This window comes from Paenibacillus sp. tmac-D7 (assembly GCF_006519665.1).
Classification (GTDB): Bacteria; Bacillota; Bacilli; order Paenibacillales; family NBRC-103111; genus Paenibacillus_G; species Paenibacillus_G validus.
Genome location: NZ_VIDW01000035.1, coordinates 1 through 16660, shown reverse-complemented (window position 1 = coordinate 16660; position 16660 = coordinate 1). Strand labels below are relative to the sequence as shown.

Below are 16660 nucleotides of genomic sequence, written 5' to 3'. Positions count from 1 at the left end.
GATCGGCCCATGCGGATACCAGCCCAACGCCCGAACGTCGGGTTGCACAACGAGCCTGAGGCGAAAGCCCCAGGCTCGTTGCATAGATGGCGTTACCTTAGAACAACGATCTCAACGCGGCGGTTTTTCGCGCGATTCTCATCGCTGTTGTTTTCGGCCACCGGCCGGGTATCGGCATAAGACGTCGAGACGAACTTCTTCGGATCTAGCTGCGCGGTATAGACGAAGTAGCGCAGGACAGACAACGAACGCGCTTGCGATAATCCCCAGTTGTCTTTATACACGGAGCCGGTCGACAGCGGCAAATCATCCGTATGTCCTTCAATACTGATGACCGCGTGCAGAGTAGGAAACAAGCTTGCCAATTGGTTCAAGATCGGCAAGGCTCCCGGCTTCAGGTCGGCTTTCCCGAGATCGAATAGGAACAAGTTGTTCAAGGTGACCGCTACGCCGCGAGGCGTATTTGCCGCGGATATTTGCGCTTGCAGGCTGTTTTCCTGAATGTAGGCCTGCACTTTCTGAAGCAGGTCTTCCAGCTGTTTTTCCCGCTGCTGCTGTTCTTCCTTCCCGGTCTCCGCGTTATCATTCTGTTCCTGCTCTGTCTTGTTGTCCTCGCCGCCCGTGGACGGGTTTGCGGCACCCATGATGCCTTGGCCCTGCGGCATAATCGTATCGGCTTTCATGAATTCCATTTTCAACGCTTTCGCCAGCACTTCGTATTTCTGAACATCGATCTTGCTCATGGCATACATGATGATGAAGAAAATCAGGACGAGTGTAATAAAGTCCGCGTAGCTGAGCAGCCAGCGCTCGTGATTGGGAGGCGCGGCCTGCTTCTTTCTCCTATTCCTCGCCACCGGGTTCACCTGCGCTCTCGCCTTTAATGTGATCTTGAAGGAGGAAAGAACTCAACTTTTTCTTAATCAATTGCGGATTTTCACCCGCTTGCAGAGCTAGTATCCCTTCCAGCATCAATTCCATTTCGGCGACCTGCTCCGCGCTGCGAACTTTGATTTTGTTTGCAATTGGCAGCAAAATGAGGTTGGCGGAACCTACGCCGTACAAGGTGGCCGTAAAGGCGACTGCGATTGCCGGTCCCAAGCTTCCCGGGTCATCCAAATTGCCGAGCACATGAATCAAGCCCATTACCGTACCGATGATCCCCATAGTAGGGGCGTAACCGCCGGCGGCTTCGAACATTTTGGCCCAGCCTTCGTGGTGATTTTCAAGAGCGTCGATCTCCAGCTCCAAAATTTGGCGGGTCAGTTCGGGATCGGTCCCGTCGACCACCATCATCAAGCCGTCCCGCAGGAACGGATTCTCATTCTCTTGAGCACGCTGCTCCAGAGCGAGGACGCCTTCGCGTCTGGCTACGGTCGCCATATCGACGAGCTCCTCGATAACTTGCCCCGGGTCTTGTTTCTTCTCGCGAAAGGCCATGTTCAGCGCCTTGCCAATATCTTTAATTTGTTTTAACGGAAAGCTGACAAGCACGGCGCCGATCGTGCCGCCCGCTATAATCAGCATGGAGCTTGGGACGAAGAGCGCGGAAATATGTCCGCCATCCATCATATAACCGCCAATTAATCCTCCAATACCGATGATGATCCCGATGATTGTCATCAAATCCACTTTCGTTACACCCCTAGAGATTCAAATATGAATAACGGCAGTCACCTGTCGCTTGTCATTGGAATATCCGTTCGGAATGAACGGAAGACGAATGGGTTCGTTTGCAACAGAAACGGAAAAAAGGTATAATGTATGGGAACAAATATTCCTATTACAGGAACGCAGTCGAACGGAGTCGAAGCTACGCACATAGATGGCCTACCTTTTTATCGGAATCCGGTAACCGAAACTTTAGAAGATTTCCACTCTTTTCATGAATGGGTGATGAGATGAGCGAAGTAACCATAAGCGATAAGAAGTTCCAGCTCGTATCGGACTATACGCCTCAAGGGGATCAGCCGAACGCGATCGAGATGCTGGTATCGAGCATCCGCTCGGGACAGAAGCACCAGACGCTGCTAGGTGCGACGGGAACGGGGAAGACGTTTACAGCCGCGCATGTCATTGCTCAACTGAACCGTCCGACGCTGCTGATCGCGCATAACAAAACCTTGGCCGCGCAGTTGTGCAGTGAGCTGAAGGAGTTTTTTCCACATAATGCGGTGGAATATTTCGTAAGCTATTACGATTATTACCAGCCGGAAGCGTACATTCCTTCCTCGGATACGTTCATCGAGAAGGATTCGAGCATTAACGACGAGATCGATAAGCTCCGCCACTCGGCGACCAGCTCGTTGTTCGAACGCCGCGACGTCATCGTAGTGGCGAGCGTGTCGTGCATCTACGGCCTCGGATCGCCGATGGAGTACCGCAATTTGCTGCTGTCGCTGCGGGTCGGAATGGAGCGTTCGCGCAACGACATTTTGCACCGGCTGATCGACATCCAGTACCAGCGCAACGATATGAACTTTATCCGCGGCACGTTCCGCGTCCGCGGCGACGTGATCGAAATCTTCCCGGCTTCGCGGGGGGAACAGGCGGTGCGCGTCGAGCTGTTCGGCGACGAGATCGAACGGATTACGGAAATCGATGTGCTGACCGGCGAAATCATTGGCGAACGCGACCATATTGCGATTTTCCCGGCCTCCCACTTCGTGACCCACGAGGATACGATGAAGGTGGCGCTCGTGAACATTGAGCGGGAGCTGGAGGAGCGGCTGGCCGAGCTGCGCGGACAGGGCAAGCTCCTGGAGGCGCAGCGGTTGGAACAACGCACCCGTTATGATATCGAGATGATGCAGGAGATGGGCTTCTGTTCGGGGATCGAGAACTACTCCGGACCGCTGACGTTCCGCGAACGCGGAGCGACTCCTTACACGCTGTTCGACTATTTCCCGGACGACATGCTGATCATGATCGACGAGTCGCATGTGACGCTGCCGCAAATCCGGGCGATGTACAACGGCGACCGCGCCAGGAAAGAAGTGCTGGTCGAGCACGGCTTCCGTCTGCCGTCGGCGCTGGATAACCGTCCGCTGCGCTTTGAGGAATTCGAGAAGAAAATCAACCAGATCGTGTATATCTCCGCGACGCCAGGCCCGTATGAGATCGAGAAGTGTCCACAGATGGTGGAACAAATCATTCGCCCGACTGGATTGCTCGATCCGATCATCGAGGTGCGGCCGACGAAGGGACAAATCGACGATCTGCTCGGAGAAATCCAGGATCGCATCAAGAAGGACGAGCGGGTGCTCGTGACGACGCTGACGAAGAAGATGTCCGAGGATTTGACGGACTATTTTAAAGAGATCGGCGTCAAAGTGCGGTATTTGCACTCGGAAATCAAGACGTTCGAACGAATGCAAATTTTGCGCGACCTGCGTTTAGGCGTCTTCCATGTGCTGGTCGGGATCAACCTGCTGCGGGAAGGTCTCGACTTGCCCGAAGTCTCGTTGGTGGCGATTCTCGACGCCGACAAGGAAGGTTTCTTGCGCGCGGAGCGCTCGCTCATCCAGACGATCGGGCGCGCGGCTCGTAATGCGAACGGCCGGGTCATCATGTACGGCGACAAAATGACCGATTCGATGAACAAAGCGATTACCGAGACGAACCGGCGCCGCGCCATTCAAATGGCTTACAACGAAAAACACGGCATTACGCCGCAGACGATACAGAAGAAAGTGCGCGACGTCATCGAAGCGACAAAGGTTGCGGAGCAGAAGGCCGACTACTTGGCGGACGTCAAGGGAGCCAAGATGTCGAAGAAAGACCGTATGTCGTTGATCGAAAGATTGGAGCAAGAGATGAAGGAAGCCGCCAAAAACCTGCAGTTTGAACGTGCCGCAGAGCTGCGCGACGCCATTCTGGAGATGAAGGCCGAGCTGTAACGAAAGAGAGGATGGGAGAACGAGTGGCCAGAGACAATATCGTCATCAAGGGCGCCAGAGCCCACAATTTGAAAAATATCGATGTCACCATCCCGCGCGACAAATTCGTCGTGCTGACGGGCTTGAGCGGTTCCGGCAAATCGTCCTTGGCCTTCGATACGATCTACGCCGAAGGGCAGCGGCGGTATGTCGAATCGCTCTCGGCCTATGCGCGGCAGTTTCTTGGTCAAATGGATAAACCGGATGTCGATTCGATCGAAGGCTTGTCGCCGGCAATATCGATCGATCAGAAGACGACGAGCCGCAACCCTCGTTCAACCGTCGGTACGGTGACGGAAATTTATGATTACCTGCGCTTGCTGTTCGCACGTGTAGGGCGTCCGCATTGTCCGCAGCACGGTATCGAGATTACGTCGCAAACCGTTGAGCAGATGGTTGACCGGATTATGGAGTACCCGGAGCGGACGAGACTGCAAATTTTGGCGCCGCTCGTGTCGGGCCGGAAGGGCGAGCATTCGAAGCTGCTCGCCGACATTCAGAAGCAGGGCTTTGTCCGGGTCCGCGTGAATGGCGAAATTCGCGACTTGTCCGAAACGATCGAGCTTGAGAAGAACAAAAAGCATAACATTGAAGTGGTTGTCGACCGGATCGTCGTGAAGGACGACGTTCAGACGCGCTTGGCGGACTCGCTGGAGACCGCGTTGAAGCTGGCGGACGGTCGAGTGATCGTAGACGTCATGGAGAAGGAAGAACTGTTGTTCAGCCAAAACCTGGCTTGCCCCGAATGCGGATTCAGCATCGAGGAGCTGGCGCCGCGGATGTTTTCCTTCAACAGTCCGTTCGGGGCTTGTCCGGAGTGCGACGGTCTCGGACAGAAGATGATCGTTGACCCGGACCTGCTCGTTCCGAACCCGAAGCTCACGATTGAAGACGGTGCATTCGAAGCTTGGGCGGGCAGCACGTCGAACTACTACCCTCAGTTTCTGGCCGCGGTATGCGAGCACTATAACATCCCGCAGAACGTGCCGGTATCGGAGCTGACGAAAGAGCAGATGCAGAAGCTGCTGAACGGTACGGGCGGCGAGAAAGTGAAGTTCAAATACGAGAACGACTTCGGGCATAAGAAGGAAGCGATGGTCGCCTTCGAAGGCATCGTGAATAACTTGGAGCGCCGTTATCGCGAGACGTTCTCCGAAGGCATTCGCGAGCACATCGAGCAGTATATGAGCGCCAAGCCTTGTGCCAAGTGTAAAGGGCACCGTTTAAAGCCGGAGACGCTCGCCGTAACGATCAACGGCAAGAACATCGCGCACGTCACTTCGTTGTCGATCGGGGAGGCGCATGAATGGTTCGATTCGCTGACCTTGAACGAACGGGAGATGACGATCGCGCATTTGATTCTCAAAGAAATTAAATCGCGTCTCGGGTTTCTGGTTAACGTAGGGTTGGATTATTTAGCCATGAACCGGGCGGCGGGCACGTTGTCAGGAGGCGAGGCGCAGCGGATCAGGCTGGCGACGCAAATCGGTTCCAGCCTGATGGGTGTACTATACATTCTGGATGAGCCGAGCATCGGGCTTCACCAGCGCGACAATGACCGCCTGATTCAGACGCTCGAGCATATGCGCGACCTCGGCAATACGTTGATCGTCGTCGAGCATGACGAGGATACGATGCTGGCGGCTGATTATATCATCGATATCGGTCCTGGCGCGGGTATACACGGCGGGATGGTGATCGCCCAAGGCACGCCGCAGGAAGTTATGGAAGATGCGAATTCGCTCACCGGTCAATACTTGAGCGGTCGTAAGTTCATCCCGATCGCGGCAGAGCGCCGTAAGCCGGGCGACAAGTGGCTCGAAATCCGCGGAGCCAAAGAGAACAACCTGCGCGGCGTGAACGTGAAATTTCCGCTCGGCGTGTTCAGCTGTGTGACGGGAGTTTCCGGCTCGGGCAAGAGTACACTAATTAACGAGCTCCTGTATAAGACGCTTGCCAAAGAACTGAACGGGGCAAAGGTAAAGCCCGGCGAATATAAGGAATTTAGAGGCCTGGAGCATGTCGACAAAGTCATCGACATCGATCAATCGCCGATCGGGCGTACTCCACGTTCTAACCCGGCCACGTATACGGGCGTATTCGACGATATTCGCGATGTGTACTCGAATACAACCGAAGCGAAGGTGCGGGGTTATAAGAAGGGCCGTTTCAGCTTTAACGTGAAGGGCGGGCGCTGCGAAGCTTGTCGAGGCGACGGCATCATCAAAATCGAGATGCACTTCCTGCCGGATGTATACGTGCCTTGCGAGATTTGTAAGGGCAAACGTTACAACCGCGAGACGCTCGAAGTGAAATATAAAGGGAAGAGCATTGCGGAAGTGCTCGAGATGACCATTGAAGACGCCTGCGAGTTTTTCAAAAACATCCCGCGCATTCATCGCAAGCTGCAGACGCTGCTTGATGTGGGTCTCGGCTATATGAACTTGGGACAACCGGCGACGACACTCTCCGGCGGTGAAGCACAGCGCGTCAAGCTGGCGGCGGAACTGTATCGCCGCAGCACAGGGAAGACGATCTACATCTTGGATGAACCGACGACCGGCCTGCATATCGACGATATCGACCGTTTGTTGAAAGTGCTGCACCGGTTGGTAGAGAACGGAGACTCCGTATTGGTCATCGAACATAACCTGGATGTGATCAAGACCGCCGACTACATCATTGACTTGGGACCGGAAGGCGGAAGCCGCGGCGGCATGATTGTCGCTACGGGAACGCCGGAGGATATCGTGAAAGTAGAGGGCTCTTATACCGGCAAGTACTTAAAGCCGATCCTTGAGCGGGATAAGGCCCGATCCGAGGATTACTTCAAACGTCTGAAGGCGTTGGAGGATGCAGCGGTTTAGCAAAGCCACCTGTCTGTGGAAGGGACGGATTGAACGGCAACAGCCGGGCGATCCGTCCTTTATTCGCTTCTCTCGAAGGCTGGAACATGGTTGTTCCGCGCGGACGGAGATCGTCTGGACAAGGTATCCACATCTTAAGAAAAAGCACGGGCTCGCTTCCTAAGAAGCAAACCCGTGCTTTTTAACTAACGGTATTATACGTATGCGATTTCGGCAAGAATCGAAGTCAATTTTTCTTGGAAGGCTTGAACGCCGACACGACCGACGAATTGATGGAACGATTCTTCCGGACCGCGGTTTTCTTTGAAGAACAGGATTAATTGTTCCAGAACCGGACCTACTTGATCGCCTTTCACGCGGCCTTTCAACGTCTCGTTGAATTTTGCGCCAGGTCCAAGAATACCGCCAACCGATAGATCGAATGCATCGACCATGCCTTCCGGCGTCTTCACCAAAGCGCCCTGCAAACCGATATCGGCGATGTGCTTCTGACCGCATGCGTTCGGGCAGCCGATGAAGTGAATGCGCACTTCTTCATCGAGTTCAACATTTTTGTCCAAATATTCGGCAACGGCACGAGCCCGCTCTTTCGTCTCAACGACGGCCAAATTACAGAACTCGTTGCCCGTACAGGATACCGTGCGGCTCATGAAGTGTTTCGGGTTCGGCGTCAAGCGCTCCAGAACTTTGGCAGCCAACGCTTTATCGACGTTCTCGTCCTTAACTCCTGAAATAATGATGTTTTGCGATACGGTTGTCCGGATATGTCCGTCGCCGTAAGTATCGGCGATTTCGGCCAATTCGGATAACTCATCGCCGCTCAAGCGGCCAACCGGAACGCTAAGGCCGATATAGTTCAAGCCTTCTTGTTTTTGCTTGTGCACGCCATCGAAATAGGCTGCTGTCCAGCCAACGACTCGATCTTCGCCAAGCGAAGGCATTTCGCCGATGACTTCAACCAGCTTTTCTTTGAATTTCTCTGGACCCCAATCGGCTACGAGGAATTTCAGACGGGCATGATGGCGCTTCTCGCGGTAACCGTAATCACGGAAGATCGTTGTGACGCCGATCGCGACTTTCAATACTTCCTCTGGACGAACGAACAAGTCAAGTTTTTTCGCAAGGTGAGGCTTCGCGGACAAACCGCCGCCAACCCATGCATGGAAGCCAAGCACTTCTTGACCGTCAATCACTTTGGATGCCGGTGTAAATGCCAAGCATTGAATTTCGGCATGGCCGGAGTTATAAATATTAGAAGAAATGGACATTTTATATTTGCGCGGCAGATTTGAGAAATCACGGTTCAACAAGAAGAAATCGTTGACTTCGTTAACCAGCGCCGTTGTGTCGAACAGCTCGTCTTTGTCGATACCGGCCAGCGGGTTGCCGACAATGGTACGCGGGCAGTCACCGCATGCTTCATAAGAATAGAGGCCGACTTTTTCCAGACGGTTGAAAATGTCCGGCAGCTGCTCGACAGTCAGCCAGTGGAATTGAATGGCTTGACGAGTCGTAACGTCCACCAGGTTGCGGCCGTAATCTCTGGCGATGTCCGCCATAGCACGTGCTTGAGCGGTTGTCATGATACCGGAAGGCACGCGGACACGCATCATGAAGTGACCGTCTTTCGGCTTTTGCTCATAGACGCCAGCCCATTTAAACAGATTCATATCATCCGGGGTAATCGAGCTGTAACCCTCGTGAGCGTATTTTTCGATGATAGTGCGGATGACGTCAAGACCGTCTTTCTCCAACTTTACGAGTTCCATTTTGTTTAATTTGGACGTATCGGCCGCCCAAATAGCTTCATAGGCCATGGTGTATGCTCCTCCTTGACGTGTGGAAATAATTCCGATCAAACTGGTGTGAAAAATAAACTACACTTATAGTAACACTTTTAAGAGGTCGAGTAAATCGTTTGCGATGAACAACGCTATAACGATTTATTATAATTAATGCGGGTTTGTATTATACTTTGATCGACCCGGCGGGCCTTCAGAAAATGTTGACAATCTTGTTACATATCTATGGAATTCGCAGCTTTGGAAATATCGTTCCGGATAATTCGCTTGCAACTCGCAGCGAGTCAAGCTAAGATTAGTATAAGCATTTCTGTATATAGAAGGAGGTCTCTCCATGTTTTTGGCTGAAGAGGCAGCAAAAACCGCAAGCACATTTACTTGGTTCGATCCGTTCGTACTTCTGATTACGATCATTATCGCCATCGGTGTGCTCCGGCAGCTGGCAGCCCCTAAGAAAAATCTATTTGCCATCGGTTTCGGAGTAGTGGCGCTGCTAGTCTTTGGATTCATGGATTTTATCATGATCAAAGGCTGGATGGGGATGTAAGGCCCCCGATTCCATTCAAATAAGCGCGAAACCCAACAAGAGGCTGTCCCAAAAGCAGAAATCTGCTTAAGGGCAGCCTCTTTCTTGTAGGCATCCTCGAAAATTTCAAACACAGCCAAGGCTGACTCGGCTTCTCTTGGAGCTTGGCTATTTGTTTAAAAAGTAAAACAAGGGGTATCCCTCAGCCATGTTCATGGCTTTGGGACAGCCCCTTGTTTTCTGCTGCTTACACCCACCACATTTGGCCGAGCGGTTCTTTGATCAGCACTTGCTGCAAGTTTTGGACCGCTTTGGTGAAGCCTTCTTCAACGGACATCAGGCCGTCTTCATGCTCGATGCTGACGACATAGTCGTAACCGACGAGGCGCAAAGCGCTGATGATGTCAGCCCAGGTTTTGATATCATGGCCATACCCGACGGTGCGGAACTGCCAAGCGCGGTCGAGCATATTCGTGTAAGGCTGCATATCAGTTAAGCCGTAGCGATTAACGTTGATCGGATCAATCGTCGTATCTTTCGCATGGAAGTGGTGAATCGCTCCGGCGCGGCCGAGAATTTGCACCGCCTGTACCGGATCTATACCCTGCCACCACATATGGCTCGGATCAAGGTTGGCGCCGATGACGTCGCCTGCCGCTTCACGCAGACGAAGCAAGGTAGCCGGTGTATGTACGGAAAAGCCTCCGTGCAGCTCCAAGCCGAATTTGATGCCGCGGTCGGAAGCGTATTTCCCCGTTTCCGTCCAGTACGGAATCACCTTGTTGGTCCATTGCCAATCCAAAATCTCTTGAAATTCAGGCGGCCAAGGGGCGACCGGCCAGTTCGGATATTTCGCGTCCTCGGAGTCGCCGGGACAACCGGAGAATGTGTTGACGACCGGCACTTCGAGCCGCTGCGCGAGGTCGACCGTTTTGATAATCGTATCATGGTAATCTTTGGCGACGGCTTTCTGCGGGTGCAGCGGGTTTCCGTGACAGCTCAGCGCGCTAATCGTTAGTCCGCGGGACTCAACTGCATGCTTGAATGCTTTCAGCTTGCTATCGTCCGAGAGCAGAACGTCCGGATCGCAGTGTGAATTGCCCGGCCAAGCGCCGGTGCCGATTTCGACCGCTTCAAGTCCTTGCGCGGCGATCAGATCGAGCGCTTCCTCCAGCGGTTTTTGTTGAAACAAGACCGTAAAAACCCCTAACTTCATAAGACACCTCCGAATGATGGAAATCTAAATGTACGCGTGTACAAACAACAATTCAACCAGAATTATACCATTAGTCGGCCTGGTCTTAAAGTGTCAGTTTTCGTGAACAAGGCAAGCCATCCGGTTCTATCAGACAGGATGGCGATTATCCCTAACAGTGTACCCAAAAGTAAGAACGGCTATCGGTCTTTGTCCGCCGATCAGCGCCATGACGATACCTGCAACGGAAACGGATTGCCAGAACAGCACGTAGTTTTGGAAGCTGTTAAGGTGCTGTAAAAGTGACTAAACACAAACAGACCGCCTACATGTCGATGAATGGTGAAAATTTTGTCTAAAAGAGAATGAAAATCATTCTTAAATGGATCTTACGGAAGTGAATCCCTCCTGCCAGCATCAAATGATGATCTTCAACAAATGAAGAAAGTGAAGGAAGACAGGCTTCAAAACCGCTATCGAAAACTTTTTCGAAAGATTTTCGGTTTCGACAAAACGCTCGACAGTGTTCCCGTTACTTTGTAACAGCTTTGACTTATAATGGAAAATGTCTTCGCAAAGGGCAGCTTAGATCATCACACTTTTTAAAGAGAGGGTGGTTCGTATAATAAGAATGAAGGACACACAAATCGTAGAAACTGTTACAGGCACGTGGCTACGTTTCCCAAACAGCTTTAAAAAGTTTCATTGTTTAGTGGAGCTGCCCGACCAGCTGTCGTTGAACATTAATCTCAAGTCCGGCAGCGTACATATTCATAAGATGGATGGCAATAGCGTATACCAGCCGGTTGGCGAACTGATGCTTCAATTGAATGGAAATCAAGTTCAATGCGCGGTGCAATCTGCCGGGTTAGACTTAATTGAAAGACCGGAGCGGCAAGAGCGGCAGGAGCGCCAAGTGCGGCAGTCCGACGCCAGTTAAACGGGGATTAAATATAAGAGTAGGGAAAAAAGAATAAAAAGCAGCGCGCGGTTGACGGTTCCGGAAGACGCTGCTTTTTATTGGCGTATCGTGCCTGGACGGGGTTACCACGGCCAGTTTGCCAAGCCGCGGTAAATCTTATAGACGGCTTCGCTATTGCCGCTGTAGACGATGACGGCGGCCGTCACGAACAGCTGCGTCAACGCACAGCGACCGTAGAAGTAGGCGCGCGATACTTTGCGTTTGTTGACGGTCGTGTAGCCGAGCAAGTTTTCCAGCCCCAGCAGCAGCCCGTGGTAGACGCCCCACAGTACGTACAGCCAGCTGAACCCGTGCCACAGGCCGATCAGCACCATGACGAGCAGGGAGAGACCGGCTGCGGTCCATTTGGTCGGCGTTTGGCGCGAGACGAACATGAAGATGTGATCACGGAACCAGTCGCCCAGCGTGGCGTGCCAGTTGCGCCAATACTGCGTGAGCGTAGGCGATTGGAACGGCTTCTTGAAGTTCTCCGGGATGTTGTAGCCCATCAGTCGCCCGAAGCCGACGGCGATATCCGAGTACCCCGAGAAGTCGAAGAAGATGAGCGCGTAGAACCACACCATCAAGAACAGCGATTGGTGTGTGTGCAGCTCCTGCGCCGACACGTGATTGAACACGTCAGTCATCCAGGTGACCAGCACGATCTTTTTGAACATCCCCAAGATGATGCGCTTGACGTTCTCCTCGGTTTGCGCTGCGTCCACCTGATAGGGCTGTTTCGTATCGGCCATGAAATCGCGGAATTTCAAGATCGGGCCGGACGTGAAGGTCGGAATGAACAAAATATAGTTAAAATAGTCCAGCGCCTTAGTACGGGCTTCTTTCCCGATGAAGTACGCAAAGTAAAGGGCGTCGACCACCTTCAGCACGTTGTAAATCAGTCCGAGGGCTATGACGGCGTCGAACAGCGGATGCGTGAACAGCTCCATGCCGAACAGCCGGAGCGAGCAGACGGCTGCTACGTTGGCTGCGATGAGCAGCACGAACATGGTACGACGCCATCTCGTGGTCCGGCACAGCCAAAGAAACGCCAAGTAATTCAAGGCGGTGTAAACGAGATAGAAGACGAACAGCTTCTGGCTAAAAACGAACAGAAAGCATAGATTGAACGCCAGCAGCAAGTATCGCTTGTTGCCCGGCCAGCGGCGGGTGAGCGCAAGCACCAGCACCATGCCGATGATGGCGATCACGGCGTTCATATTCAAGTACCACATGTATAATCCTCCAAGCGCGCGGGGCGCGGCTGCGTGCATTTCGGGAAGGCGCTGGTTGCAGACCGGAAGCTTGGACTGCCGCCCCCTCGGTTAGAAACCTTCGTAGATGAACAGCCCTTTGCCGGTAAAATAAACGAGCACCAAGACGAGCATGGCCAAGTACACAATCACTTCGATGATTTGGCGAGCGAATCGAGCCACGCGTCCACCTCCTTCGTAAACACGGGCGCGCCTTCTTGACGGCTCAAGTGAACCAAGTCGTGCATATATTTCGGATCGTACGCGGTCAGCAGATCGAGCGTCGGAACGCCGGCCGCCTGCAAGCGGGCGTTAACGTCCTGCTGCAGTCCCGGCATGTAACGGGGCAGCGCGTAATCGCGATTCCAAGGCATCCAGACGACCCGCAGCGGCAAGCTTTGGGATTGGGCATACCGGATGATCCAATCGAGCGCCGCCAGATTGTCCTTGTACTCGTGCTGCGAGACCCAGCCGAACCGGCGGTCGTAATCGGCCTCCTTGGCCTTCAGCTTGTCCGCTTCGATGCGGCCGAAGTACAGCTCTTTGTCAATCCAGCGGGGCTCGTAGCGGGTCAGTTCGGCGGCGTCGAGCCGGGTGATGCCCTTGTAGAGCTGCCGGACGGCCTCCGTGCCCGAGTCGCGGAAGTAATCGCGGTATGCGTAGACGTACGGCTGGTACCACGGTTTGAACCACGGGTAGGTCGGGTCCGTCTCCAAAATATCGAGCATCGTATGAACGTCAATCCCGATGACAAGCTGGTCTTCGACGTGAAAGCGTCCTTGCTCGAGAATCGCCTTCAGATCGGTCAGCTTGCCATAGGACAAGCCCATCTCGATCAGCTTGGATCTGGAATCTTGCTCGATGTAAGCGCCGGTGACCGCCGAATTGCCGTAGAAGACCGGTCCGTGATTCTGCCACCCGTGATGATATAAAGTCTTGGTAAAGTCGTTTTTGTAAAAACGCCGCGACGTCACCATCGGATCCCAATACGAGATCAGGAGATCCGACAGCACGAAAGCGGCGAGCAGCAGCAGCACGAAGCTGTTTTTGCGTAACAGGGCGAATGTCTTTGACATCATAACGCGTTAGACCGATTTTAGCTGCCAAGCGTGATATTGCTCGCGGAACGCAGCCGGCCACTCAGACTCGTCCAGTCCGTATTGGGCCAGGAAAGCGAACGTCCACCGCTCGATACCGAAGCCGACGCAGCCGGTGACGGCGGGACGCTTGCCCGTTTTGATATTAAAGGCGTTGCCGAACGTATTGCTGTGGAAATTGACCGAGCTGCAGGCGATCGATTTCTTAATATGCGGAATGGTCAGTCTGAGCTCGTATTTCATCTCTTGATTGCGTTGGAACGAAGCCTTTACCTGGAAATCGTTCGTGAAGAACGGGTCGTTGGCGATTTCCATCACGCTGTCCACGTTCCATTCGACGGCCAGCTCTTTCAAATATTCGATAGCGCGAAGTCGGTTCTCCTTCACGAACTCCGGTTTGCCGACGAAGATGATCTCGCGCATGCTGAAGTCGAGCAAACGCCCGAAATCGGTATGGTTGCGCGATTCGAAGCGATGGCATTTGGAGATTGCCGTGACCACGACGCCATCGCCATCGAGCGTCTCGTTCTGCAGCCCTTCGTAGCAGTGGTAGCATGTCGAAGGGTTCATTGTAAACTTCGGCTTCGGCATGTTGGCGTTCAGATCCAGCGGCGCGTCGTGCTGCCAACCGCCGTTGTCGCGGACCGCTTGGGAGAACGCTTCGATGATGTCCAAATCCTCCCGCAGGTGAGTCAGAAAATGAATGTGCTCCGGGAACGAAGTGAAATGGTTCGTTTTGTTCAGCGAGTCGGCGTGAATGACGGCCGGATATTCTTCCGTGGTGACGCCTTCGAAGCGGCTGGCGATCTTGGACACGAAGCTGTAGTCGAAGAAGCGCATCAAGCTCGAGAACGGCTCGCGGAAGATGAACAGGCCCGGCTCCAGCACCTTGATGATCTTCTTGGCGGCGAGCTCGGCGATAATATCCTGCTCGTACGGGGTAACGGTTTTGTGTTCGAAAAGAATATTTTCCTTAAAGCCGAAGTCCCCTTGAGAGAAACGGTCGATCAGCTTGCGGACGCGATCTTCGATCGCGCCGTTGCCTTTCGGAGATTCGTGTACGATGCGAAGGGTCGTGCCTTCGAGCCGAATGTCCGAGATCGTCTCGTCAATGAACGAAGCAGCGTATTTCACTTGTCCGTGTTGGCTGGGGGCAAGGCCCTCCAGGGATACGATACATTCCACCTTGAGTTACCTCGCCTTCTTGAGATGAATGAACGATGCGATTTCCCGAACAGTGTTCATAGGATGCAGCATGAGATCTTGCGGCGTCACTTGGATGCCGTACGTCTTCTCAATATGCGCGATCAACGCGGTCGCGCCGATGGAATCGATAAAGCCGTAGTCGAACAGATGAACGTCAACCGTGAAGTCGTCGTCGTCATCGGCGATGTCGTAGCGGCTTTTGATATGCGATTCCAGCTCTTCAAGCAGTTCTTGCATGGGGAAGCCTCCTCAAGAATTGTAGCTTTAACGAAACAGGGACGTTGGAACGTTGGAACGTCAACAGTCGATTGTTGAATGATCGAACCATGATGCGCTATGGATGCGCCGATTTACCGGTCCTTGGAGCGGGCGACCGATCAAGCGCCGGACTACGGCTCGCTCCAAGTAATCGTCAGCTCTACAGGGTCGCCGTAATGCGTGACCGTGTATGTGCCGTCTGCTGCGTCATGCCGAACGTCCGCATCCGGCCCTTCGATGACAAGCGGCTTCGCGCTTTGCAGCTTCACCTGCTGCATGCCTGCCGCGTCGAGCCGCAGCGTCCAGCGGCCCGGGGCCGCTTTCAGCACGTACGGCACGTTCACGCGCTGCATGTGCAGAGGCGCGGTGTCCGCCGCGGCCGTGTCCGGCTTGACGAAGCGCACTTCCGTCGGCCCCGGCGCGCCGAAGTAGAGTTTGCCGCCGCGCAGATCGCGCACGTCGGCGTGCGTCGTCGGCTGCCGGCCGGTGTACGCGCTGCCCGGCTCGACGACGAGGCCGAGCGTGCCGCGGTATTCCGCCGCCTGTTCAGGTACGGAAGCTGTGTCCGGCGTAGCCGTGAACCGCGGGTCGGCCGGCAGGCCGAGCATCCTGTTCAACCGCAGGGTCACGGCGTCCATCCAGGAGCGGTGCAGTTTCACATCGGTCGTCATCGCGTTCATGAACGTACGGGCCATTTGCGGTTCCGTCATAAAATTATAGTTATGCGCTGTGCGCAGCTCGTCCAAATATTGAACGAATTCCAGCAGCTCGTTCACGCGCAGCGGAAAATGGTACTCGATATGCTCGAAATAATCGATCGGCATGTCGTTCGCGACATAGGCTTCGAACAAGTCTTTCGTCGACGTGTTCGGGTCTGTCCGCAGCACGGGCGCCGGCGTGTAGAGCATCATCGGCTGCTTCAGATCCGGCGCGCCGCCGGAGTCGGTCATCAGGAAGGGCAGCCCCCAGTTGTATTCGACGCCGAGCCGCGGATCGGCTTTGATGAACGAAGGCTTGAAGCCGAAGTTAAACCAAATGTCCGCTTCCCGTTCGTTCGTAAACGTCTGCGTTCGCGCCGGGTTGTTGATGCGCCACGTATGCTGGTTCGTGCCGGTCTGTTTCCACGGGATGCCGAGCTTGTCGAACGCCTGCCGGTGCAGGGCGATTTCCTGCTTCTCCTGCGCGTCGCTTGTATATTGGTGAAAGAAAAGATGCGGGTACAACTCCAGTCGATGTTCCGCACTATAGTGAATAAACTCGGCGAGCTGTTCCTTGTAAGGAAAGCCGGGCTCGTCGATGGGATAAGGGGCGCTGAATTCGAGCTGCCCGACGACCAGGTCGTCCAAGCCGTCGCCGTTCAGATCCGCCCACAGCGGAACGGCGTTATGGCCGCCGACAAGCGCATGGTTGCCCAGCTGATTCACGGTCGCGCCTTCCACGACGCCGGCATCGCGCCACGTCATGGCGCCTGCGGCGTCCGTCTGCTGCACGTAGACGCGCAGGTCGCCTTCCAGGCCGCCGACGACGAGGTCGGCGCGTCCGTCGCCGTCCATGTCG

13 protein-coding genes are annotated in these 16660 nt (G+C 54.1%); 4 read left to right on the top strand and 9 right to left on the bottom strand.

Annotated elements, in window-relative coordinates; all coding sequences use genetic code 11:
* Nucleotides 1-92: 92 nt before the first annotated feature.
* On the bottom strand, nt 93-857 hold the full coding sequence (locus tag FKP33_RS20070; protein WP_141336195.1) for a flagellar motor protein MotB: 765 nt from the start codon (nt 855-857) through the stop codon (nt 93-95).
* Nucleotides 844-1632 carry a flagellar motor protein gene (locus FKP33_RS20065; RefSeq protein WP_141336194.1) on the bottom strand — a complete coding sequence of 263 codons (789 nt, stop codon included), beginning with the start codon at nt 1630-1632 and terminating at the stop codon, nt 844-846. Before FKP33_RS20065 ends, FKP33_RS20070 begins: the two co-directional genes overlap by 14 nt.
* A 269-nt stretch (nt 1633-1901) precedes the next feature.
* On the opposite strand from FKP33_RS20065, the gene uvrB reads away from it, so the two are divergent.
* Both uvrB and uvrA read left to right on the top strand, forming a co-directional pair.
* Nucleotides 1902-3899, top strand: a complete 1998-nt coding sequence (gene uvrB, locus FKP33_RS20060) for an excinuclease ABC subunit UvrB (RefSeq protein ID WP_127608688.1) — start codon at nt 1902-1904, stop codon at nt 3897-3899.
* Between the two features lie 23 nt (nt 3900-3922).
* Nucleotides 3923-6805 carry an excinuclease ABC subunit UvrA gene (gene uvrA / locus FKP33_RS20055; RefSeq protein WP_141336210.1) on the top strand — a complete coding sequence of 961 codons (2883 nt, stop codon included), beginning with the start codon at nt 3923-3925 and terminating at the stop codon, nt 6803-6805.
* Between the two features lie 194 nt (nt 6806-6999).
* On the opposite strand, the gene FKP33_RS20050 is transcribed toward uvrA, so the two are convergent.
* Nucleotides 7000-8622, bottom strand: a complete 1623-nt coding sequence (locus tag FKP33_RS20050; protein WP_127608690.1) for a nitrite/sulfite reductase — start codon at nt 8620-8622, stop codon at nt 7000-7002.
* Between the two features lie 319 nt (nt 8623-8941).
* Here FKP33_RS20050 and FKP33_RS20045 point away from each other — a divergent pair, with 319 nt between their 5' ends.
* The gene (locus FKP33_RS20045; protein ID WP_127608691.1) at nt 8942-9154 is read left to right on the top strand and encodes a DUF2759 family protein; all 213 of its coding nucleotides are present in this window, start codon (nt 8942-8944) and stop codon (nt 9152-9154) included.
* A 226-nt stretch (nt 9155-9380) separates the two neighbouring features.
* On the opposite strand, the gene FKP33_RS20040 is transcribed toward FKP33_RS20045, so the two are convergent.
* Nucleotides 9381-10349 carry a sugar phosphate isomerase/epimerase family protein gene (locus FKP33_RS20040; protein WP_127608692.1) on the bottom strand — a complete coding sequence of 323 codons (969 nt, stop codon included), beginning with the start codon at nt 10347-10349 and terminating at the stop codon, nt 9381-9383.
* 610 nt (nt 10350-10959) lie between these two features.
* Here FKP33_RS20040 and FKP33_RS20035 point away from each other — a divergent pair.
* Complete coding sequence (locus tag FKP33_RS20035) at nt 10960-11268, top strand: hypothetical protein (protein WP_258313499.1); 309 nt, start codon at nt 10960-10962, stop codon at nt 11266-11268.
* Nucleotides 11269-11372: 104 nt separating this feature from the next.
* Here FKP33_RS20035 and FKP33_RS20030 read toward each other — a convergent pair whose 3' ends face one another.
* The 5 genes from FKP33_RS20030 to FKP33_RS20010 all read right to left on the bottom strand — a co-directional run.
* Complete coding sequence (locus tag FKP33_RS20030) at nt 11373-12524, bottom strand: MBOAT family O-acyltransferase (protein ID WP_141336193.1); 1152 nt, start codon at nt 12522-12524, stop codon at nt 11373-11375.
* Between the two features lie 167 nt (nt 12525-12691).
* Entirely contained in the window at nt 12692-13621 is a 930-nt protein-coding gene (locus tag FKP33_RS20025; protein WP_236595744.1) for a hypothetical protein, read from the bottom strand.
* Nucleotides 13622-13627: 6 nt separating this feature from the next.
* Entirely contained in the window at nt 13628-14824 is a 1197-nt protein-coding gene (locus FKP33_RS20020) for a class-II aminoacyl-tRNA synthetase family protein (RefSeq protein WP_127608694.1), read from the bottom strand.
* A gap of 6 nt (nt 14825-14830) precedes the next feature.
* Complete coding sequence (locus FKP33_RS20015; protein ID WP_054798620.1) at nt 14831-15082, bottom strand: acyl carrier protein; 252 nt, start codon at nt 15080-15082, stop codon at nt 14831-14833.
* A gap of 152 nt (nt 15083-15234) precedes the next feature.
* On the bottom strand, nt 15235-16660 hold a 1426-nt coding region (locus tag FKP33_RS20010; protein ID WP_141336192.1), incomplete at its 5' end, for an FG-GAP-like repeat-containing protein.

What these genes read in the sequence shown, in the direction of transcription:
- FKP33_RS20025 (WP_236595744.1), bottom strand. Translation starts at nt 13,621, where the DNA reads ATGATGTCAAAGACATTCGCCCTGTTACGCAAAAACAGCTTCGTGCTG.
- uvrB (WP_127608688.1), top strand. Translation starts at nt 1,902, where the DNA reads ATGAGCGAAGTAACCATAAGCGATAAGAAGTTCCAGCTCGTATCGGAC.
- FKP33_RS20030 (WP_141336193.1), bottom strand. Translation starts at nt 12,524, where the DNA reads ATGTGGTACTTGAATATGAACGCCGTGATCGCCATCATCGGCATGGTG.
- FKP33_RS20050 (WP_127608690.1), bottom strand. Translation starts at nt 8,622, where the DNA reads ATGGCCTATGAAGCTATTTGGGCGGCCGATACGTCCAAATTAAACAAA.
- FKP33_RS20040 (WP_127608692.1), bottom strand. Translation starts at nt 10,349, where the DNA reads ATGAAGTTAGGGGTTTTTACGGTCTTGTTTCAACAAAAACCGCTGGAG.
- FKP33_RS20015 (WP_054798620.1), bottom strand. Translation starts at nt 15,082, where the DNA reads ATGCAAGAACTGCTTGAAGAGCTGGAATCGCATATCAAAAGCCGCTAC.
- FKP33_RS20035 (WP_258313499.1), top strand. Translation starts at nt 10,960, where the DNA reads ATGAAGGACACACAAATCGTAGAAACTGTTACAGGCACGTGGCTACGT.
- FKP33_RS20045 (WP_127608691.1), top strand. Translation starts at nt 8,942, where the DNA reads ATGTTTTTGGCTGAAGAGGCAGCAAAAACCGCAAGCACATTTACTTGG.